The 17,257-nt window shown below is 72.0% G+C and carries 23 protein-coding genes and 1 tRNA gene; 15 read left to right on the plus strand and 9 right to left on the minus strand.

Annotated elements, in window-relative coordinates; genetic code table 11:
* Positions 1-181 precede the first annotated feature (181 nt).
* Both LQ327_RS23240 and LQ327_RS23245 read left to right on the plus strand, forming a co-directional pair.
* Positions 182-367 carry a hypothetical protein gene (locus tag LQ327_RS23240; protein WP_230738146.1) on the plus strand — a complete coding sequence of 62 codons (186 nt, stop codon included), beginning with the start codon at positions 182-184 and terminating at the stop codon, positions 365-367.
* On the plus strand, positions 364-765 hold the full coding sequence (locus LQ327_RS23245) for an STAS domain-containing protein (protein WP_230738147.1): 402 nt from the start codon (positions 364-366) through the stop codon (positions 763-765). Before LQ327_RS23240 ends, LQ327_RS23245 begins: the two co-directional genes overlap by 4 nt.
* A 28-nt stretch (positions 766-793) precedes the next feature.
* Here the strand turns inward: LQ327_RS23245 and LQ327_RS23250 are convergent, their stop codons facing one another.
* Positions 794-1,963, minus strand: a complete 1,170-nt coding sequence (locus LQ327_RS23250; protein WP_372460730.1) for an SGNH/GDSL hydrolase family protein — start codon at positions 1,961-1,963, stop codon at positions 794-796.
* Between the two features lie 89 nt (positions 1,964-2,052).
* Between LQ327_RS23250 and LQ327_RS23255 the strand changes: the two genes are divergently transcribed.
* Complete coding sequence (locus tag LQ327_RS23255; RefSeq protein WP_230738149.1) at positions 2,053-2,511, plus strand: SRPBCC family protein; 459 nt, start codon at positions 2,053-2,055, stop codon at positions 2,509-2,511.
* A 229-nt stretch (positions 2,512-2,740) separates the two neighbouring features.
* Here LQ327_RS23255 and LQ327_RS23260 read toward each other — a convergent pair whose 3' ends face one another.
* On the minus strand, positions 2,741-2,920 hold the full coding sequence (locus LQ327_RS23260; RefSeq protein WP_230738150.1) for a hypothetical protein: 180 nt from the start codon (positions 2,918-2,920) through the stop codon (positions 2,741-2,743).
* 188 nt (positions 2,921-3,108) lie between these two features.
* Here LQ327_RS23260 and LQ327_RS23265 point away from each other — a divergent pair, with 188 nt between their 5' ends.
* Positions 3,109-4,089 carry an AraC family transcriptional regulator gene (locus tag LQ327_RS23265; RefSeq protein WP_230738151.1) on the plus strand — a complete coding sequence of 327 codons (981 nt, stop codon included), beginning with the start codon at positions 3,109-3,111 and terminating at the stop codon, positions 4,087-4,089.
* A gap of 574 nt (positions 4,090-4,663) precedes the next feature.
* Here LQ327_RS23265 and LQ327_RS35295 read toward each other — a convergent pair.
* Complete coding sequence (locus tag LQ327_RS35295; RefSeq protein ID WP_372460724.1) at positions 4,664-5,083, minus strand: hypothetical protein; 420 nt, start codon at positions 5,081-5,083, stop codon at positions 4,664-4,666.
* Positions 5,084-5,215: 132 nt separating this feature from the next.
* Between LQ327_RS35295 and LQ327_RS35300 the strand changes: the two genes are divergently transcribed.
* From LQ327_RS35300 to LQ327_RS23300, 6 genes are all read left to right on the plus strand, one after another.
* Positions 5,216-5,374: a helix-turn-helix domain-containing protein gene (locus tag LQ327_RS35300; RefSeq protein WP_372460725.1), complete on the plus strand. Its 159-nt coding sequence runs from the start codon at positions 5,216-5,218 to the stop codon at positions 5,372-5,374.
* Positions 5,375-5,380: 6 nt separating this feature from the next.
* On the plus strand, positions 5,381-6,382 hold the full coding sequence (locus LQ327_RS23275) for a helix-turn-helix domain-containing protein (RefSeq protein ID WP_230738153.1): 1,002 nt from the start codon (positions 5,381-5,383) through the stop codon (positions 6,380-6,382).
* Positions 6,383-6,478: 96 nt separating this feature from the next.
* Positions 6,479-6,622: a hypothetical protein gene (locus tag LQ327_RS23280; protein WP_230738252.1), complete on the plus strand. Its 144-nt coding sequence runs from the start codon at positions 6,479-6,481 to the stop codon at positions 6,620-6,622.
* A 26-nt stretch (positions 6,623-6,648) separates the two neighbouring features.
* Complete coding sequence (locus LQ327_RS35305; RefSeq protein ID WP_504766379.1) at positions 6,649-7,464, plus strand: AraC family transcriptional regulator; 816 nt, start codon at positions 6,649-6,651, stop codon at positions 7,462-7,464.
* A gap of 66 nt (positions 7,465-7,530) precedes the next feature.
* Entirely contained in the window at positions 7,531-7,887 is a 357-nt protein-coding gene (locus LQ327_RS23295) for an ArsR/SmtB family transcription factor (protein ID WP_230738154.1), read from the plus strand.
* Entirely contained in the window at positions 7,884-8,378 is a 495-nt protein-coding gene (locus tag LQ327_RS23300) for an SRPBCC family protein (protein WP_230738155.1), read from the plus strand. The genes LQ327_RS23295 and LQ327_RS23300 overlap by 4 nt, the downstream gene beginning before the upstream one ends.
* Positions 8,379-8,427: 49 nt before the next feature.
* Here LQ327_RS23300 and LQ327_RS23305 read toward each other — a convergent pair whose 3' ends face one another.
* A complete protein-coding gene (locus tag LQ327_RS23305) occupies positions 8,428-8,991 on the minus strand; it encodes a dihydrofolate reductase family protein (protein WP_230738156.1) in 564 nt (187 codons plus the stop codon).
* A 148-nt stretch (positions 8,992-9,139) separates the two neighbouring features.
* Here LQ327_RS23305 and LQ327_RS23310 point away from each other — a divergent pair, with 148 nt between their 5' ends.
* Positions 9,140-10,141, plus strand: coding sequence for a helix-turn-helix domain-containing protein (locus LQ327_RS23310; RefSeq protein ID WP_230738157.1), 1,002 nt, complete (start codon positions 9,140-9,142; stop codon positions 10,139-10,141).
* A gap of 80 nt (positions 10,142-10,221) precedes the next feature.
* Here the strand turns inward: LQ327_RS23310 and LQ327_RS23315 are convergent.
* Positions 10,222-10,294: transfer RNA gene (locus LQ327_RS23315), tRNA-Asn, on the minus strand.
* 103 nt (positions 10,295-10,397) lie between these two features.
* On the opposite strand from LQ327_RS23315, the gene LQ327_RS23320 reads away from it, so the two are divergent.
* The 3 genes from LQ327_RS23320 (at position 10,398) to LQ327_RS23330 (ending at position 12,241) form a co-directional block, all read left to right on the plus strand.
* On the plus strand, positions 10,398-10,670 hold the full coding sequence (locus LQ327_RS23320; RefSeq protein ID WP_372460727.1) for a hypothetical protein: 273 nt from the start codon (positions 10,398-10,400) through the stop codon (positions 10,668-10,670).
* A 192-nt stretch (positions 10,671-10,862) separates the two neighbouring features.
* Positions 10,863-12,014: an inorganic phosphate transporter gene (locus tag LQ327_RS23325; protein ID WP_230738158.1), complete on the plus strand. Its 1,152-nt coding sequence runs from the start codon at positions 10,863-10,865 to the stop codon at positions 12,012-12,014.
* Positions 12,011-12,241, plus strand: a complete 231-nt coding sequence (locus LQ327_RS23330; RefSeq protein WP_230738159.1) for a hypothetical protein — start codon at positions 12,011-12,013, stop codon at positions 12,239-12,241. Before LQ327_RS23325 ends, LQ327_RS23330 begins: the two co-directional genes overlap by 4 nt.
* Before the next feature lie 138 nt (positions 12,242-12,379).
* On the opposite strand, the gene LQ327_RS23335 is transcribed toward LQ327_RS23330, so the two are convergent.
* The 3 genes from LQ327_RS23335 to LQ327_RS23345 form a co-directional block, all read right to left on the minus strand.
* Positions 12,380-12,904 carry a hypothetical protein gene (locus LQ327_RS23335; protein WP_230738160.1) on the minus strand — a complete coding sequence of 175 codons (525 nt, stop codon included), beginning with the start codon at positions 12,902-12,904 and terminating at the stop codon, positions 12,380-12,382.
* Positions 12,892-14,808, minus strand: a complete 1,917-nt coding sequence (gene dnaG / locus LQ327_RS23340; RefSeq protein WP_504766382.1) for a DNA primase — start codon at positions 14,806-14,808, stop codon at positions 12,892-12,894. The genes LQ327_RS23335 and dnaG overlap by 13 nt, the downstream gene beginning before the upstream one ends.
* A gap of 126 nt (positions 14,809-14,934) precedes the next feature.
* A complete protein-coding gene (locus tag LQ327_RS23345) occupies positions 14,935-16,131 on the minus strand; it encodes an alpha/beta fold hydrolase (RefSeq protein ID WP_230738162.1) in 1,197 nt (398 codons plus the stop codon).
* Positions 16,132-16,247: 116 nt separating this feature from the next.
* Between LQ327_RS23345 and LQ327_RS23350 the strand changes: the two genes are divergently transcribed.
* Positions 16,248-16,802 (plus strand): TetR/AcrR family transcriptional regulator, encoded by a 555-nt coding sequence (locus LQ327_RS23350; protein WP_230738163.1) that lies wholly within the window; start codon positions 16,248-16,250, stop codon positions 16,800-16,802.
* 32 nt (positions 16,803-16,834) lie between these two features.
* Here LQ327_RS23350 and LQ327_RS23355 read toward each other — a convergent pair whose 3' ends face one another.
* Positions 16,835-17,182 carry a thioesterase family protein gene (locus LQ327_RS23355; protein WP_230738164.1) on the minus strand — a complete coding sequence of 116 codons (348 nt, stop codon included), beginning with the start codon at positions 17,180-17,182 and terminating at the stop codon, positions 16,835-16,837.
* Positions 17,183-17,257 lie beyond the last annotated feature (75 nt).

Below are 17,257 nucleotides of genomic sequence, written 5' to 3' on the forward strand. Positions count from 1 at the left end.
CAAGATCATCTGCCTAGCGAGACAGACACCGGCGGAGCCCTCGAACGCAACCGGACGGCCGTTCACCCACTCGGACACCACACCGGTGGTACACAACCGGCCTCGCAGTGGTGTGAACCTGTGCGATACCGTGACCTGGCGTAAACGGTACAAGCCGGAACAGCAAGCCGGGGGGGCCGCCATGGCCGAGGACGTCGACGAGGAGCGGCCGGTCGCGCCCGACCCGACCGACGCTCCGGGTGGTCGCACCGCCGTCGACCGCGGTTGCACCTGCTCCGTGCTCGCGAACGCCGCGTTCCGCGCCGGCGCGCCCGGGGAGGAAGCCTTCGTCGATCCCCTGTGCCCGGTCCACTCCGCCGCGTCGTGACCGCGACCTTCGTGACGCGGGCGCTCTACGGCCCGCCGCGTCCGGTCCTCGTGCTCTCCGTCAGCGGTGAGGTCGACCGCGGCAACGACGACGAGCTGCGGCGACAGCTCCGCCGGACCGCGGACATCCGCGGCAACCCGTACTTCCACGAGCACTACGGCTGCCGCGAACTGGCGACGGCGGTGGTGGTCGACCTGCGCGAGGCGACCTTCGTCGCGGGCCACGCGCTGGCCTGTCTCGCCCGCGAGCGCGACGGCTCCGGGCGGCCGCTGCGCCTGGTCGTGGGCGCGCGGGGGGCGGTGCGCCGGGCCCTGACGGCGGCGGGGCTCGACGACGCCGTGGAGCTCTACGACGACGTCGCCGACGCCGTCCTCGCCGACAGCGCCGCGTCGGACTGACCGCCGGCGCGGCTCACCGCCGGAGCGCTCACGCGACCGCGAACGGACCGCCCGGCCCGAACGCATGATCACCGAACCGCTCCCCCATCAGCCGGTGGGTCGCGGCGTCGGGGTGCAGCCGGTCGGGCAGCGGGTGCTCGGCCGCGTCGGCCTCGCCGTACAGCGTCAGGCCGTCGAGCAGGTGCAGGTGCGGGTCGTCGGCCGCGCGTTCGGTGACGATGCGGGTGAGCTCCTCGCGGATCGTGCGCAGCGTGAGCCGGCCCGCCGCCACGTCCGCGGGGTCGCCGGTCGCGCGGAAGCGCATCGTGCCGTCGCCGAAGTCGGCGGCGCCCGGCCCCGGGGTGTCCTCGTGGATCGGGCAGAGCACCGGGGTGATCACCAGCAGCGGCGTCGTGGGGTGGCCGTCGCGGACGGTGTCGAGGAACCCGTGCACCGCGGGGGTGAAGGCCCGCATGCGCATGACGTTGCCGTTGACCAGATTGATCCCGATCTTGACGCTCACGACGTCGGCGGGCTGGTCGCGCATGGTGCGCGCGACGGAGGAGTCGAGCATCGCGCTGCCGCTGAACCCGAGGTTGACCAGGTCGACCCCGCCACGCGCGGCGGCGAGCGCGACCCACGTCGTCGTCGGGCTCGCGGCGTTCGAGCCCTGGCTGATGGAGCTGCCGTGGTGCAGCCACACCCGACGCGCTCCGGGCGGCTCGGCCGCGACCGGAGCATCGGTGCGCACGACGGCGAGCTCGGTCGCCTCCTGGTGCGGGAGCCACACCTCGACGAGCTTGTCGCCCGCGGCGAGGCCGGCGAACCGGACGGTGCCGACCGGCCCGACCCGGGTCTCGGTCACGCCGGTGGCGAGGTCCGTGACCAGCGCGATGCCGCCGCTCGAGGTCTGCTGCGCGACGAAGTCGCCGTCGACGACCAGGTCGTACCGGCCGTCGGGCCGCGGCGGCACGCCGTGGAAGGCGAGGGTGGTCCGGCGCGCGTCGACCTCGATCCACGTGGCGGCGGTCCGGAAGACCAGCCGCACCCCCGAGGGCTGCGACTGCGCGAGCCGGAGCTGCTGGTCGGCCCGCGCCCGGGCCCGGGCGGGGAGCCGGTGCGGCCGCAGCCCGACCTCACCGCGCTCGGCGTCGAGCGCTCCGCGCAGGAGATCGGGGACGATCTCCGTCGTGATGGTCGGGCCGCCGTCGGAGTCGATCACGGGGCACACCCTGGCGCGTCCGGCCCGCGCGGCGCATCCCCGATTCCCGGTCGGCGACGGCGTTCCCGACGCCCCATGATGACCGCGTGGAGTTCACCTACACCGACTCGATCCACGTCGCGGCCGCCCCGCAGGCGGTCTACGACGTCGTCTCCGACGTCACGCGCACCGGCGAATGGAGTCCGATCTGCGCGCGCTGCGAGTGGGACGACGGCGACGGCCCCCGGGTGGGCGCGCACTTCACCGGCTTCAACGTCAAGCCCGACCGGGAGTGGGAGACCCGCAGCGAGGTGGTCGCCGCCGAGCCGGGCCGGCTCTTCCGGTGGACGGTGAGCGGCGGGCGCGTGTTCTGGGGATTCGAGATCGCCCCCGACGGCGAGGGCAGCCGCCTGACCGAGACGTGGGAGTTCCCCCAGGTGGGCCGCGACTTCTTCCGGGAGCGCTACGGCGACCGGGCCGAGGAAGAGATCGCCATCCGGGTCGCCGACGCCCGCGCGGGGATTCCCGAGACGCTCGCGGCGATCAAGCGTGTGATCGAGGTCTGAGACGGGACGGTCCCGCCGCCCGAGGGGGACCGGGCAGCGGGACCTCGCCGGGTCTCCTGGGGGGCAAGAGACGACGACGTGACGCAGAGGATGGCAGGTTCGTCCGAGCCCGAACAGCGTTACGCGCTCGAAGTTTTTGTCTCAGTTTGCTGGGCCGGACGGACGGTCGGGTGCTCGCGGCGGCTGACTCCTGCGCGGTGCGACCGCCGAACGGCGGCGTGCGGCGAACTCACGCGATCCGGGGGCGGTACCCCAGGACGCTGGCGGCGCCGTCGAGGTAGGCGTCCCGGTGCTCGGCCGGCACCCACGCGGCGGCCTGGTCCACGGTCAGCGGCAGCACGACGTCGCCCTCGGCGGCTCGCGCGACGGCCTGCTCACCCGGGGCTCGTGCTTCCTCGACGGCGGTCATGGGATCGAGGCTCGTCGTGGGCACCCGCCCTTGTCCAGCAGGTTTCCTGGCACCGGGCTCGGCGAACCGCCCGGTACCCGGAGACGCCCGGTTCTGTTGCTGGCCAGTGCGCCGCTTGGTGGATAGGTTGTGCGCGGTCAATGGCTAATATATGCGTTTCCCGGGGCCGATTCTGACGGGGGGATGTCGTGCTGGACGTGTCAGCGGTGTCGCACGCCGAGGTCGACACCACCGATCCCGAGTTCGCCCATCAATGGATCTCCGACACGTACACCGAACACACCCCGCTCCTCCGCGGCGACCGTGCGGACTTCCGCATGCGGGTGGCTTCCCTGGAGACCGACCGCTTCCGGATCGACGATCTCGTGCACACGATGAGCGTGGAGACCGCCGTCGCGCCGTACCAGCGCCTGATCGTCAACCGGGTCCGCTCCGGGCGCTACCGGATGGAGATGGGCGGCCGATCGCTGTCTCCCGGCCCCGGGGACCTGACCGTGATGGACCCGCTGAGTGCGGGCTGGACCACCTGGGACCTGCTCGACGTCGAGGTCGTGGCCCTCGACCTCCACGCCGCGCAGGTCGTCGCCGGGGGGCTCAGCGGGCTCATGCCCGAACGGGTGCGGTTCCACCTGGACGTGCCCATCGACGCGGCCCACGAGCAGTACTGGAACCGCACCGTCGACCACATGCGGCGACACGTCCTCGCCGACGCCGAACTGATCGCCCAGCCCCTGGTGCGGGCCGAGGCGTTCCGCCAGCTCGCGTCCGCCGTCGTCGTCGTGTTCCCGAACAACGCGCTCGACTCGCTGCGGGATCCCACCGCGCCGCCTGCGGGCAACGGCGAGCCGGCCATGGTGCGCCGGGCCGTCGAGTTCATGGACGCCAACGCCCATCGCGGCATCGACATCAGCGAGATCGCCACCGCCGCCCGGATCGGTCCCCGAGGACTGCAGGCCGCATTCCGCAAGCACCGGGGCCAGTCGCCGCTGACCTACCTGCGGCGGGTGCGGCTGGAACGGGCCCACCGCGACCTCCAGGCCGCCGACCCGACGCGGGGCGACACCGTCGCGGCGATCGCCGCGCGGTGGGGCTTCAGCCACGCCGGCCGGTTCTCCATCCTCTACCAGGGCCAGTTCGGCCGGCCACCGAGCACGACGTTGCGGGTGTGAGCCACCCGATCGCCCGCCGCTCTCCTGCTCACCACCGTTCGGTGGACGACGGTTCCCGCAGGCCGCCATTCCGTCCGGAGGAGGACAGCGAGAGCGCACGAAACGATCTCCGCGAGTTCCGTCGCGCCGAGGACCGGCGGGTCTACACTTCGTTCGCTCAGTGGACTGCTTTTTCGACATTCGGCTGAAAAAGCCGTGACCCGTCGTCGCGAAGGCGTAGAGATCCGATCCCGTCGGGCAGTTCTTCGCCCGGCGTCGGAGGATCTCGCAGCGAGTGCGGGACGACGAGCTCGGTCGGGAAGGGTCGACGGATGACATCTCCGGTGCAGCGTCTGAACTACGCGACCACCGACGCGGACGAGGGCACCGAGCAGATCCGGTCGCTCTACACGGACCACGCACCGTCGTTCTCGGGCAGCGCCCGTCAGTACCGCCTGGAGTTGAGCTCGGCGGCGGTCGAGAGTGGCTACGGGCGGCTCAGCGTGGACCTCCTGAGCAACACCATGCGGCTGACGGCCCCGTGCGACCCGGTCTCGGCGCTGATCATCGTCTCGGTCACCTCGGGCTACGCGAGCTACCGCGTCGGCCGGGAGCAGACCGGACCGATCTTCCTGGCGCCGTACTGGTCGGAGTTCCAGTGCGAGTGGGACGACATGTCCTGCGCGCTGGGCGTGCTCGACCTCGACGGGGCGCGTCGGGTCGCCGCCGAGGTGACCGGGCTCGACGAGCGGTCGGTCACCTTCACGGGTATGGAGCCGGTGACGGCCGAGCGGGCGCGCCACGTGTCCACGGTGGTGCACCACATCGCGGGGAACGTGCTCAGCAACGACGAGGTCATGGCGAGCCCGCTCGCGCGCGGCGAGGCCTTCCGAGAGCTGGCCGCCGCAGCGGTGCTGACGTTCCCGAACACCGCCCTGGAGCAGCTGACCGACCCGAGCGCGCCGCCGCCCGGGTACGCCGAGCCCGCCACGGTGCGTCGCGCGGTGGAGTTCATCGATGCACACGCCCAGGAGGACATCGACATCACCCGGATCGCCGAGGCCTCCGGGATCGGCCCACGCGGGTTGCAGCAGGCGTTCCGCAGGTATCGCGACGAGACGCCCTGGAGTACCTGCGACGGGTGCGGATGGAGGGCGCCCACCGCGACCTGGAGGCCGCCGACCCGACCCGCGGTGACACCGTCGGAGCCATCGCCGCCCGGTGGGGCTTCGCCCATCCCGGACGGTTCGCGATCGACTACCGGCGGTCCTACGGCCGCTCACCCGGCGAGACGCTGCGGTGGTGAGGCTCGATGAGCGACGACGCCATGAGCAGTGCGGTCGTCCGCGGCGGATTCGCCACCGCCGATCCGCGGAAGGCCGAGGAGTTCCTCAGCACCACGTACGTCGACCAACGCCTCCAGCTCACCGGCCCGCGGGAGGGCTTCACCGCCGCCGTGTCCTCGCTGTGCACCCCCGACCTCGCGGTGAGCCGGCTCGAGACGAGTGCCGGGTTGATACACACCGTGGACGAGGTGCCCGCCGACGTCCTGATCGTCTCCGCTCCGACGAGGGGGCACATCGGCTACTTCGACAACGCGTATCACGATGTGCAGACGGTGGTCGCGGATGCTGTGCTCAGTCCGCCGCTCGGTCGCGTGCACGTGGAGTCGGACAACCTCGACATCACCATCGTCACCCTCGACCGGGGCCGGGTCGCCGACTACGCCGCCAGCCTGACGGGGCTCGACCCGCGCACCCTGGCCTTCGACGGCCTGGCGCCCCTGACCCCGGCGATGGCCCGGTACTGGACCGACGCCGTGGCCCACGTCCGTGAGGACGTGCTCGCCGACCCCTGGGCCGGCGAGCAGCCGATCCTGCTCGACCAGGCGTTCCGCACGTTGGCCGCCGCGCTGGTGTCGACCTTCGCCAACAACGCCCTCGCCCGCACCACCGACCCCCAGGCACCGCCGGTGCGCGGTGACGTCTCCGCGGCGACCGTCCGCGAGCTCGCCGACTATCTCGACACCCACGCCGACCGGGCGATCGGGCCGGCCGACATCGCCGCCGTCGGGGACGCGCCCTACCGCGAGCTCGCCGAGGGGGTCCGGCGACGGTACGGACGCCACCCCGCCGAGCTCCTCTGGCGGGCGCGGCTGCACGGGGTGCACCGTGATCTCCTCGACGCCGACCCGCACGCCGGCGTCATCGTCACCCACGTGGCCGCCCGCTGGGGGTTCGGCCGGCCCGCCCGGTTCCGGATCGCCTACGCCCGGGCGTTCGACGAGTCGCCGGAGGACACGCTGCTCCGCTGACCCGGTGTCGACAGAGCTGCGCTCTGCGGACAATGCCGCGTTCTACGGCTAATCTGTTGCCCACGTCCGGACTGTCGGGGAGGCGGGAGGGGAGTCATGGCGGAGACCGGCGGCCCGGCGGTCGAGCGTCTGCTGCTGGAGACCGGGGACGTCGAAACGGGGCACGACCTGCCGCGTCAGCTCTACGCCGACCACACCCCGCGCCTGTCCGGGAACGCCGAGAACTACCGGTTCCGCTAGCCGTCAACACCCTCGGCGGGCTCGGCGTGGACCACATGAAGCATTCGCTGCTGCTGCACGCCGACCTGGAGCCCTACGAGCTGTTATTGGCCGTGAGCATCGACGGCGGGCGGCTGACGGTCAGCTCCGGCGGCTTGACCGCGCAGGCCGGGCCCGGCGAGGTGCTGCTGGTCGATCCGCTCCGGCCGGTCAGCGTCGAGCAGGACGACCTGAGCCTGACGCCGATCCGCATGGACCTGACAGCCACGTGCGCGATCGCCGAGGAGATCACCGGCGTGCCCGCCGCCGACGTCCGTTTCCATCTGTCGCGCCCGCTCAGCGACGCACACGGCCGCCGGTGGCAGGCCGCGGTGGAGCACGTCAGCCGGGACGTGCTGGCTCATGACGAGATCGCCACGAACCCGCTGGTACGCGCCGAGACCTTCCGCTACCCGGCCACCACGCTGCTGACGACGTTCCCCAACACCGCACTCGAGGCCGCCTCCGACCGGCCCGCGCCACACACCTTCGGGGCCGAGTCCGCCGCGCTGCGGCGAGCGACGACCTTCATCGACGGCAACGCCCACCGCGACATCGGCCTCGCCGACATCGCCCAGGCCGCCCGCATCGGACCCCGCGGGCTCCAGCACCTGTTCCGCCAGCACCGCAGCCAGACCCCGCTCGGCTACCTCCGCCAGGTCCGCATGGCCGGGGCGCACCGCGACCTGCAGTCCGCCGACCCCACCGGCGGCGACACCGTGAGCACGATCGCCGCCCGCTGGGGGTTCGCCCACCCTGGCCGGTTCTCGGTCGAGTACCGGCGCCTGTATGGCTGTCCGCCGAGCACGACACTGCGTTCCTGAGCCTTCGACCGTGCGGCACCGGCCGGCCCTGGCCCTCCCATCTATGTGCGTCTAGTCTTACCGTTCGTGGAGTCGAACATAGATGGTGCGATCGGGCTCCTGGGTGACCCGAACCGGCGCGCCATCTTCGAGTTGCTCGCGCGGCGCCCGAGCGCCGTGGGCGAGATCGCCGACCAGCTCCCGATCAGCCGACCGGCCGTCTCCCAGCACCTCAAGGTCCTCAAGGACGGCGGTCTGGTCGTGTCCCGTCCCGAGGGCAACCGGCGGGTCTACAGCCTCGACCCGCGGGGCGTCTCCGCGCTGCGGGCCTGGCTCGACGGCCTCTGGGAGCACGCGCTGACCGGCTTCCACAAGTTCGCCGAGCAGACCGTCGCCGACGAGACGGCAGCCGACATCGAACACCCCGACGAGGAGCAGCCATGACCACTCCGATCCCGCCCATCGAGGGCAAGACCACCGTCAACCTCAACCGTGAGCGCGCCTTCGAGCTGTTCACCGGATCGATCGGGTCGTGGTGGCCGCGCCAGTACCACATCGGCGCCGCCGAGGTCGCCGACATCATCCTCGAGCCCCACGAGGGCGGGCGCTGGTTCGAGCGCGGGGTCGACTGCAGCGAGTGCGACTGGGGCCGCGTACTGGCCTGGGAGCCGCCCGAGCGGGTGCTGTTCACCTGGCAGATCGGCGGCGACTGGCAGTCCGACCCCGACCCCGCCCACGCCAGTGAGATCGAGGTCCGCTTCCACGCCGACGGGCCCGAGCAGACCACCGTCGAGGTCGAGCAGCGCCACTTCGAGCGCCTCGTCGGCGGCGAGAGCGTCTACGGCGCCATCGAGCACGGCGGCGGCGGATGGGTCGCACTGCTGCAGGCCTACTCGCAGATGGTGGCCACCCGGATCGCCCAGGCCCAGCCGTGACCGTGTTCCGGACGAGCTGACCTTTCCCCGTCGCGGGGAGGAGTCGGGGTCAGCGCCGCGTCTCGTACCTGGCCAGGGTCACGCCGCCGGGAAACGTCCGTGTCTCCACCAGGTCCAGGTTCGCCCAGCCGTCCAGCGGGTGGAAGAACGGGGCGCCGCCACCGACCAGGACCGGATGGGTGACGATCGCGTACTCGTCGATCAGCCCGGCCCGCATCGCCGCCCCGGCGAGCGCCGCGCCACCGACCCTCATCGGCCCACCGTCCCCGGACCTGAGCCGGGCGATCTCCGCGACCGCGTCGCCGGCGACCAGGTGGGCGTTCCAGTCGACCTCGTCGACGGTCGAGGAGAACACCACCTTCGGGGTGTCCCGCCAGTTCCGCGCGAACTCGATCTGCGCCGGGGTGGCGCCCGGCTGCTGGTCGCCGGTCGGCCAGTAGGCGCTCATCGTCTCCCACAGCCTGCGCCCGTACAGGAACAGGCTGATCGCCCGCTCCTCGTCGAGCCACCACTCGAACAGCTCGTCGCTGGGCGCGCTCCACCCGAGGTCGTCGCCGGGCGCGGCGATGTAGCCGTCGACGGACAGGTTCATGCCGTAGCAGAGTCTCCGCACGGCGCCAGTCTTCCGTCAGTCGGTCCCGGAAGCCTCATCCTCGGATCAGCACGCCCGACTCCGCCTCGCTGCTTTCGCTGGGTGTCCAGGTGTGTCGCGGCGGGAGTATCGTCCGAGGCCCTCACTCGGCAGTACCGCATGGAGTGACATGGCCGACGACGTCGACTGCAGGGTGGTCCGTAGCGAGTTCTCCACGACCGACACCGACATCGCCGAGGACTTCCTGGGCCGCGGCTACACCTCCGAGACCAGGGCCACCATCACCGGGTTCGCCGACGACTTCCGGCTCGATCTCCAGGCTCTCACTGCCCCCCGGTTCTCCCTCGGCCGCGTGCAGGTGGCGGTCGACCTCATCTTCGACGGCGCGGCCGGACCGGACGACCCGCTCTCGGTGGTCCAACCTGTGGGTGGCCGCTTCGCCTACTCCGACACCTCCTACCCCGACGTCCACGTGGACACCGGTGACGTCGTCCTGATCCCACCGCGGGGCGGGATGCGCACCGTCTGCGAACGCTTCGACCTCGCCATGGTCCAGCTCGACCGCAGCGCCGTGACCGCCTATGCCGCGGCTGTCACCGGTCTCGATCCCGACCAACTGGCCTTCGCCGCGATCACCCCGCTGACCCCGACCCTGGCCCGGTACTGGATCGACACCATCACCCACGTCCGCGACGACGTGCTCACCGATCCCTGGGCCGCCCGGAGCCCGACCCTGCTCGACCAGGCGTTCCGAACCCTGGCTGCGGCGCTGCTCTCGACCTTCCCCAACACCGCGCTCGCCCGGACCACCGACCCGGAGGCCCCGTCGGTGCGCGGTGAGGTGTCCGCGGCGACCTTGCGTGAGGTCACCGCCTATCTCGATGCCTTCGCCGACCGACCGATCGGGCCCGAGGACATCGCCGACCTCGCCGGCACGCCCTACCGCGAGGTCGTCGAAGGCCTGCGTCGCCGCGACGGCCTCCACCCTGCTCAGACGCTCTGGGCTGCCCGGCTCCGTGGGGCATTCAGCGATCTTCTGAACGCCGATCCCGCCACCGAGACCATCGCGGCGGTCGCTGCCCGGTGGGGGTTCGTCAGTAGGCACTCGTTCCGGATCGCCTACACCGACGCAACCGGCGGTGAATCGCCGGAGGACACCCTGCGCCGATGATCAAGAGCAGAGCTCGGCCACGCGAAAGTGGCGTGATCTCGAGGAGAAGGAGGCCGTAAGTCGCTGACCTGCGGCGGGAGCTCCTCCGACTGGACTCGAACCAGTAACCCTGCGATTAACAGTCGCATGCTCTGCCGATTGAGCTACGGAGGACCGTCACGAACCCGTCGGCGCCGGGTTCGGAGAAGACCGTACCTGACCGACCCGAAGCGTCGTGCGGCAGGATGGGTCAACGCCGTCGTCGGAAGGTTCGATCATGAAGATGCTGCCGTTCCTGCTGGGTATGGGCGTGGGGTACGTCCTCGGGACGAGGGCGGGACGCGAGCGCTACGAGCAGCTCTCGCAGGCCTACCGACGGGTCGCCGACAACCCGCAGGTCCAGGCCGCGGCCGGCGTGGCCCGAGCCAAGGCGGGCGAGGCGGTGCAGGCCGGCGTGGCCGTCGCGAAGGACAAGGTCGCCCCGACGTCGTCGGGACACCAGCCGACGGCGCCGGGCCGCGCCGCCGGGACCAACGGGGCCGGTCGCTGATCCCGGCGTAACGGACGAACAGGATCATTCGGGCCGACTTCACGGTCCGGATGATCGCTGTTCACCTCATGTTCCACTCCGTGTGGCGGGCCAGGACGCGGGCGCTCCGTAGCGTCCCCGCCGTCCTGACACGACAGTGCGGGCCGCGCCGTCACTCGGCGTGCGCGCCCGACGGAGGGAATCGGACGGTCCATGGGAATCTCCCTGATCGTCATCGTCGTCATCGTGACGGCGTTGGCGTTCGACTTCACCAACGGCTTTCACGACACCGCGAACGCCATGGCGACGTCGATCGCGACCGGGGCGCTGAAGCCCAAGATCGCGGTCCTCATCTCCGGCGTCCTGAACATCGTCGGCGCCTTCCTCTCGGTCGAGGTCGCCAAGACGATCTCCAGCGGGCTCGTCGACGAGACGAAGATCAACCCGTACATCATCTTCGCGGGCCTGGTCGGCGCCATCCTCTGGAACCTGCTGACCTGGCTGCTCGGTCTGCCGTCGAGCTCGTCGCACGCGCTGTTCGGCGGGCTCATCGGCGCCGTCGTCGTCGCGGCGGGCGCGGGTGCGGTGCACTTCAACACGTTGATCTCGAAGATCATCCTGCCGGCGGTGATCTCGCCGATCCTGGCCGGGATCATCGCGATGGTCGGCACGATCATCGCCTACCGCAGCACCGCGAAGTCCGACAACGAGAGCACCAAGCGCGGCTTCAAGCTGGGCCAGATCGCCTCGGCGTCGATGGTCTCGCTGGCGCACGGCACCTCGGACGCGCAGAAGACGATGGGCGTCATCACGCTGACCCTGATCGCCTCCGGCGTGCTGGCCCCCAACGCCGGCCCGCCCGTCTGGGTGATCCTCGCGGCGGGCCTCGCGATCGGCCTCGGGACCTACCTCGGCGGCTGGCGCATCATCCGCACGCTCGGCAAGCGGGTCAGCGAGATCGAGACCCCGCAGGGCTTCGCGGCGGAGACCGCGACGACGGCGGTCATCCTCGCCTCGTCGCACCTGGGCTTCGCGCTCTCGACGACGCAGGTCGCCACCGGCTCCATCTTCGGTGCGGGCGCCGGCCGCCGGATCGCCGGCGTGCAGTGGGGCGTCGCGGGCCAGATGGCCGTCGCCTGGATCCTGACGCTGCCCGCCGCGGCCATCGTCGGGGCGGTCGCCGCGTTCGCGGCCTCGCAGGGCGTCATCGGGACCGTCCTCGTCGCGATCGTCGCCATCGGCGTCGCCGCGGGCATCTACGCGGCCTCGCGCCGCACGCCGGTCACGGCGGAGAACGTCAACGACGTCCCGGCGCCGCTCGCGCCGGACGAGGTCCGTACCGAGAGCGGGGTGGCGCAGGCATGAGCATCGCGTGGGGTTCGCTGGGTCTGGTGGCGATCGTGTCCTTCGCGGCAGCGGTCGTGGTGACGGCGCTGGTGTCGTTCGGGATCGTCGGGCTCGCCGCGCGGGCACCGCGACCCGACGGGCCCGAGCCGGCGCTCTCGCCGTCGACGGGCACCGCGGTCGGAGTGGTGTCCCTGGTGGCCGCCGCCGCGATCGTGATCTACGGGCTGTACATCATCGTGGCCTGAGCACTCGAGCAGTGCGGCGCGCGGCGTCGCGGACCCTCCCTCGGTCCGCGGCGCCGCGTTTCGTCGTTAGGGGGCTGATCGAGGATGTGGAGCTGCTGACGTTGAGCGTCAGCCATGCCGCATCGATGACAAAAGGGGCTAGCCCCGCGCCCGGCCCAGCTTCTCCCCCACCCCGGCCGCGAGGGTGCGGATCTCGTCCGGGTCGGTGCCGGGGTCGGGGCGCACGTGCAGCACGACGCCGTCGCGGGTCCGGCGCTGGACGAACCACGCTCCCCCGCTGGGCAGGTCGTGGTGCTGGCGGGAGTGGATGACGCCGGTGACGCGGCGGTGCACCGTCTCGGGGATCTTGCCCGGCTCGGGCAGCGGCAGCTTCTGCGGCGACGCGTCGGCCAGCAGGACCACGCCGCCCTCGAGGTGCTCGGCCTCGCTCGCCTCGATCACCTCGAGCGTCCCCGAGGCCCAGGTCGCCTTCGAGACGAGGTGCCAGGGCACGTGGTGGTCGTCGATCCAGAGCCCGCGGTCGGTGGCGAGCACGACCTCGCCGCGTCGGGTCCGGGAGTCGGCCAGCACCCGCTCGTCGGGCTGCAGCGTGCCGGTGAACCCCTCGGGCGTGATCTCCCGGCCGGTGAGCAGCGCCGCGAGCCGGCCGGTCAGGCCGACCACTGGCCGCCGATCGCCTGGTCGCGCAGCGCCTTCTTGTACTGCTCGAGCGCGACGAGGTCGCCGAAGAGCTCGTGGTACTCGTCGGCGTCGGTGACCGGCGAGATCCGCTGCAGCCGCGACTTGATCTCGGCGACCTGCCGCTCGACCAGCGCCCCCTGCAACGCGGTGAGCATCGAGGAGACGTAGCGGGCGTCGTCGGCCTCGCGCGACTGCATCGGCTCGACCGCGAGCTCCGCCACCAGCCGGCCGTACCCGGGCGGGGTCACCTGCTCGGTCACCACCGACACCCAGCCCGACCCGGAGTGGCCGCTCGACGTCCCGCCCGCGGCGAGGATCGCGCGGTGCACCGCCAGGTAGCCGTCGTGGCTGAAGGCGTCCTCGGGCAGCGTGTCGTAGACCGGCCCGGCGAGCCCCGGGACCTGCAGGGCCGCCTTGAGCACCTCGCGCTGCACGCGCAGCCGCGGGTCGTCCCGGGCGGGCATCGAGGGGCCCTCCGGCGAACCACCGGACGACGGCGCGACCGGCCGCACCTGCCGTCGTCGGGACCCTTGCTGGCGAGCGTCCGCGGGCCGGCCCGCCGTCTCGCGCACCCGGCGCACGACCTGCGCCTCGTCCGCCCACCCGGTCCAGCCGGCGAGGCGGCGGGCGTAGCCGTCGCGCAGGTCGTCGCGGCGGATCTGGGCGACGAGCGGGACGCAGCGCTGCAGCGCGGCGGTCTGGCCCTCGACGGTGCCGAGGTCGTGGTCGTCGAGGATCGAGCGGATCGCGAAGGTGAACAGCGGCGAGCGCTGGGCCACGAGGTCGCGCACCGCGACGTCGCCTCGGGCCTGGCGCAGCTCGCACGGGTCCATGCCCTCGGGCGCGGTCGCGATGTAGGTCTGCGCGGAGAACTGCTGGTCGCCGTCGAAGGCCTTGAGCGCCGCGGCCTGGCCCGCCGCGTCGCCGTCGAAGACGTAGATGACCTCGCCGCGGTCGAACGAGTCGTCCATGAGCAGGCGGCGCAGCACCGCGACGTGCTCGTCCCCGAACGCGGTGCCGCAGCTCGCGACGGCCGTCGGGACGCCCGCGAGGTGCATCGCCATGACGTCGGTGTAGCCCTCGACGATGACCGCCTGGCGGGTCTTCGCGATCTCCCGCTTGGCCTTGTCGAGCCCGAAGAGCACCTTCGACTTGTGGTAGACGGGCGTCTCGGGGGTGTTGAGGTACTTGGCCTCGATGCGGTCGTCGTCGAACAGCCGCCGCGCGCCGAACCCGACGACGTCGCCGCCCAGGTCCCGGATCGGCCACAGCAGCCGGCGCTGGAACCGGTCGCGGTGGCCCCGCTGGCCGGGGACCGAGAGCCCGGCCTTCTCCAGCTCGTCGAGGGTGAAGCCCTGGGCGAGGAGGTGCTTGGTCAGCTTCTCCCAGCCGCCGGGCGCGAAGCCGCAGCCGAACGACTCGGCGGCCGCCTGGTCGAACCCGCGCTCGGCGAGGAACTGCCGCGCGGTGTTGGCCTCACCGGGCTTGGCCAGCTCGGCGGCGTAGAACTCGGCGGCGAGCTTGTTGGCGGCCAGGAGCCGCGAGCGGGTGCCGCGGTCGCGCTGGACGCTCGACCCGCCGCCCTCGTAGGTCAGCCGGAACCCGACGCGGTCGGCCAGCTTCTCGACGGCCTCGACGAACCCCAGCTGGTCGATCTGCATGAGGAAGTCGATGACGCTGCCGTGCGCCCCGCAGCCGAAGCAGTGGTACGTGCCGTGGCTGGGGCGGACGTTGAACGACGGCGACTTCTCGTCGTGGAACGGGCAGAGCCCCTTCATCGAGCCCGGGCCGGCGGGGCGCAGCGCCACGTAGTCGCCGACCACCTCGTCGACCCGGTTCCGGTCGCGCACCTCCGCGATGTCGGAGTCCCGGATCCGTCCCGCCACGGGCATGAGTTTACGACGCCGGGTGTGGGCGCCGGGGGTGCGTGCGGCAAGTCGGCCGACAAGGAGTGATCAACGGGCACCTGTCGGGCTCGCCCTCGCTCGTCGAGCCACCCAGATACCCGGTGATCATGCTCCGGGGTGGGCCGTGAGGACGTCCTCGATCGCGGCGAGCGTGGCTTCCGGCTGCTCGAGATGCGGCAGGTGGCCGGCCTTCTCGATGACGGTGAACGGGGCGTGGAGGGCGTCCGCGTAGGCCTTGCCGTACCCGACGTCGACGATCCCGTCCGCCTCGCCCCAGAGGACCGCGGCCGGGACGTTGATGCTCGAGAGGCGCCCCAGCAGCGTCGGGTCCTCCATGTACGGGTCGCCCGCGTAGTCGGCGAACACCGCCGCGTTGGCGGCCATGGCCTCCTGGCGCTCGGCGGGCAGCGTCGTCGGGTCGAGGCGGAAGCGGTCCGGGTCGGCGTAGGAATAGTCGGCGATGCGGTCGATCGTCAGCCCCGAGATGTCGGTGATCGGGTGATCGGGCACCTCGATGCCGACCGCGTTGACGAGGACGAGACCGGCGAGGCCGGCCGTGGAGTCCTGCAGCGCCATCTCCGCGGCGATCCAGCCACCGACCGAACTGCCGACGACGACGACGTCGTGCAGGTCCTGCTCGGCGAGGACGTCGAGGTAGCGGCGGGCGATGTCGGCGACGGTGCGGCAGTCGTCGGGACGCGGGGTGCCCTCGAAGCCGGGGATCGTCGGGGTGAGGACGCGGTGGTCGGCGGCCAGGGCGGCCGAGAGCCCGAGCACCGAGGCCGGGCCACCGCCGCCGTGCAGCACCATGACGGGGCTGCCGGAGCCGCGGTCGTCGAGCGCGGGGGCGTACTCCGTCGAGGGCGTCGTGGCGTAGCGGGCCATCACGCCGGTGACGTTCTCGGCGGTCATCGCTCCGCCGCCCTCGACCATGGCGCGCAGGTCGCGGAAGTACTGCACGTAGAGGTCGGGCGTGAACGTGTTGAGCAGGACCGCGGGCTCGTCACCGGGGTTCGCGAAGGTGTGCGGGGCGCCGGGCGGGACCATGACGAGCGAGCCCGCCGACGCGTCGTGGACGTCGGTCCCGACGGTGAACCGGGCCGTGCCGGAGACGACGTAGAAGCCCTCGTCGTGCTGGGCGTGACGGTGCTGGGGCGGGCCGTCGGTGTGCGGCGCGATGGTGATCTCGCCGATCCCGAGACGGTGCCCGGTGGTGGAGCCGTCCTCGAGGATCCGCATGGTCACCGCGCCGCCGACCATGACCTCGCCGTCCTGCGCTCCGACGATCGACACCAGGGTCATCGTGACCCCTCCTCGCTGCGCTTTGTGAGAGTGTGCTGTCACGAAGGACGGTAGTCGCGTCCGGCATCTTCGTGCAAGTAAACTCTCACGACGAGGGTCGTATCTCAGGAGGCACGATGGTGGGGCGGGTCAAGCAGAAGGAGCGCACGCGGCGGGCGATCGCCGAGGCCGCGCGGGCACTCGTGGAGGCCGGCGGCGAGGTGACGATGCCCGCCGTCGCCTCCCGGGCCGGCGTCTCGGAGGCCACCGCGTACCGGTACTTCCCCGACCTGGTGACGCTGCTGCGCGACGCGGTCCAGGACACCTGGCCGACGCCGGACGATCTGCTGGGGGCGGAGCTGGCCGGGGTCGACGACGTGGGCGAGCGGGTCGCCCGGGCGGCGCGGGTCTTCTGCGGGCGCACGCTGCGCCACGAGCGGGCGGTGCGGGCGATCGTGGCGGCGTCGCTGACCGGGGCGAGCGAGAAGCGCCCGGCGCACCGCTTCGAGGTGATCGACTATGCGTTGGGGCCGGTTCCGGACGGCACGGCCAAGGAGGCGACGGTGCGCGCGCTCGCGGTGGTGATCAGCGCCGAGGCGTTGTTCACGCTGCTCGACCTGTGCGGGTTGGCCCCCGAGGAGGCGACGGAGAGTCTGGTGGAGACGGCTCAGAGGTGCGCTACGCGCCTGTGAGCAGTAATTGACGCTATGGCATCAATTAGTGCTCACGAGCCGAAGGCACCCCGGTCGACGACGACCCGGTCGATCTCGCCCTCGCCCGCGACGTCCCCGTTGCCGTCGACGGCGCGCACGGTGAACGTCATCCGGCCCTTGTCGTCGGGCCCGGCGGAGACCTCGGCGGTGCACCCGAGGGTGCCGCCCACCGGGGTCGGCTTGCGGTGCTTGACGCGGACCGCCGTCCCGACGGTCGTGCGACCGTCGGCGAGCAGCGGCGCGGCGGTGGCCACCGTCGCGGCCTCCAGCCAGGCCACGAGGCGCGGGGTGCCCAGCACCGCCACGTCGCCGCTGCCCAGCGCGATGGCGGTGTCCTCGTCGGTCACGTCATGGATCATCGCGGCGATCCTAGAGCAGGTGCACCGGAGCGCTCGTGAGCACTAACTGTCGCTCGGGCGACAATTAGTGCTCAC

The sequence above is a fragment of the Actinomycetospora endophytica genome (assembly GCF_021026375.1).
GTDB lineage: Bacteria > Actinomycetota > Actinomycetes > Mycobacteriales > Pseudonocardiaceae > Actinomycetospora > Actinomycetospora endophytica.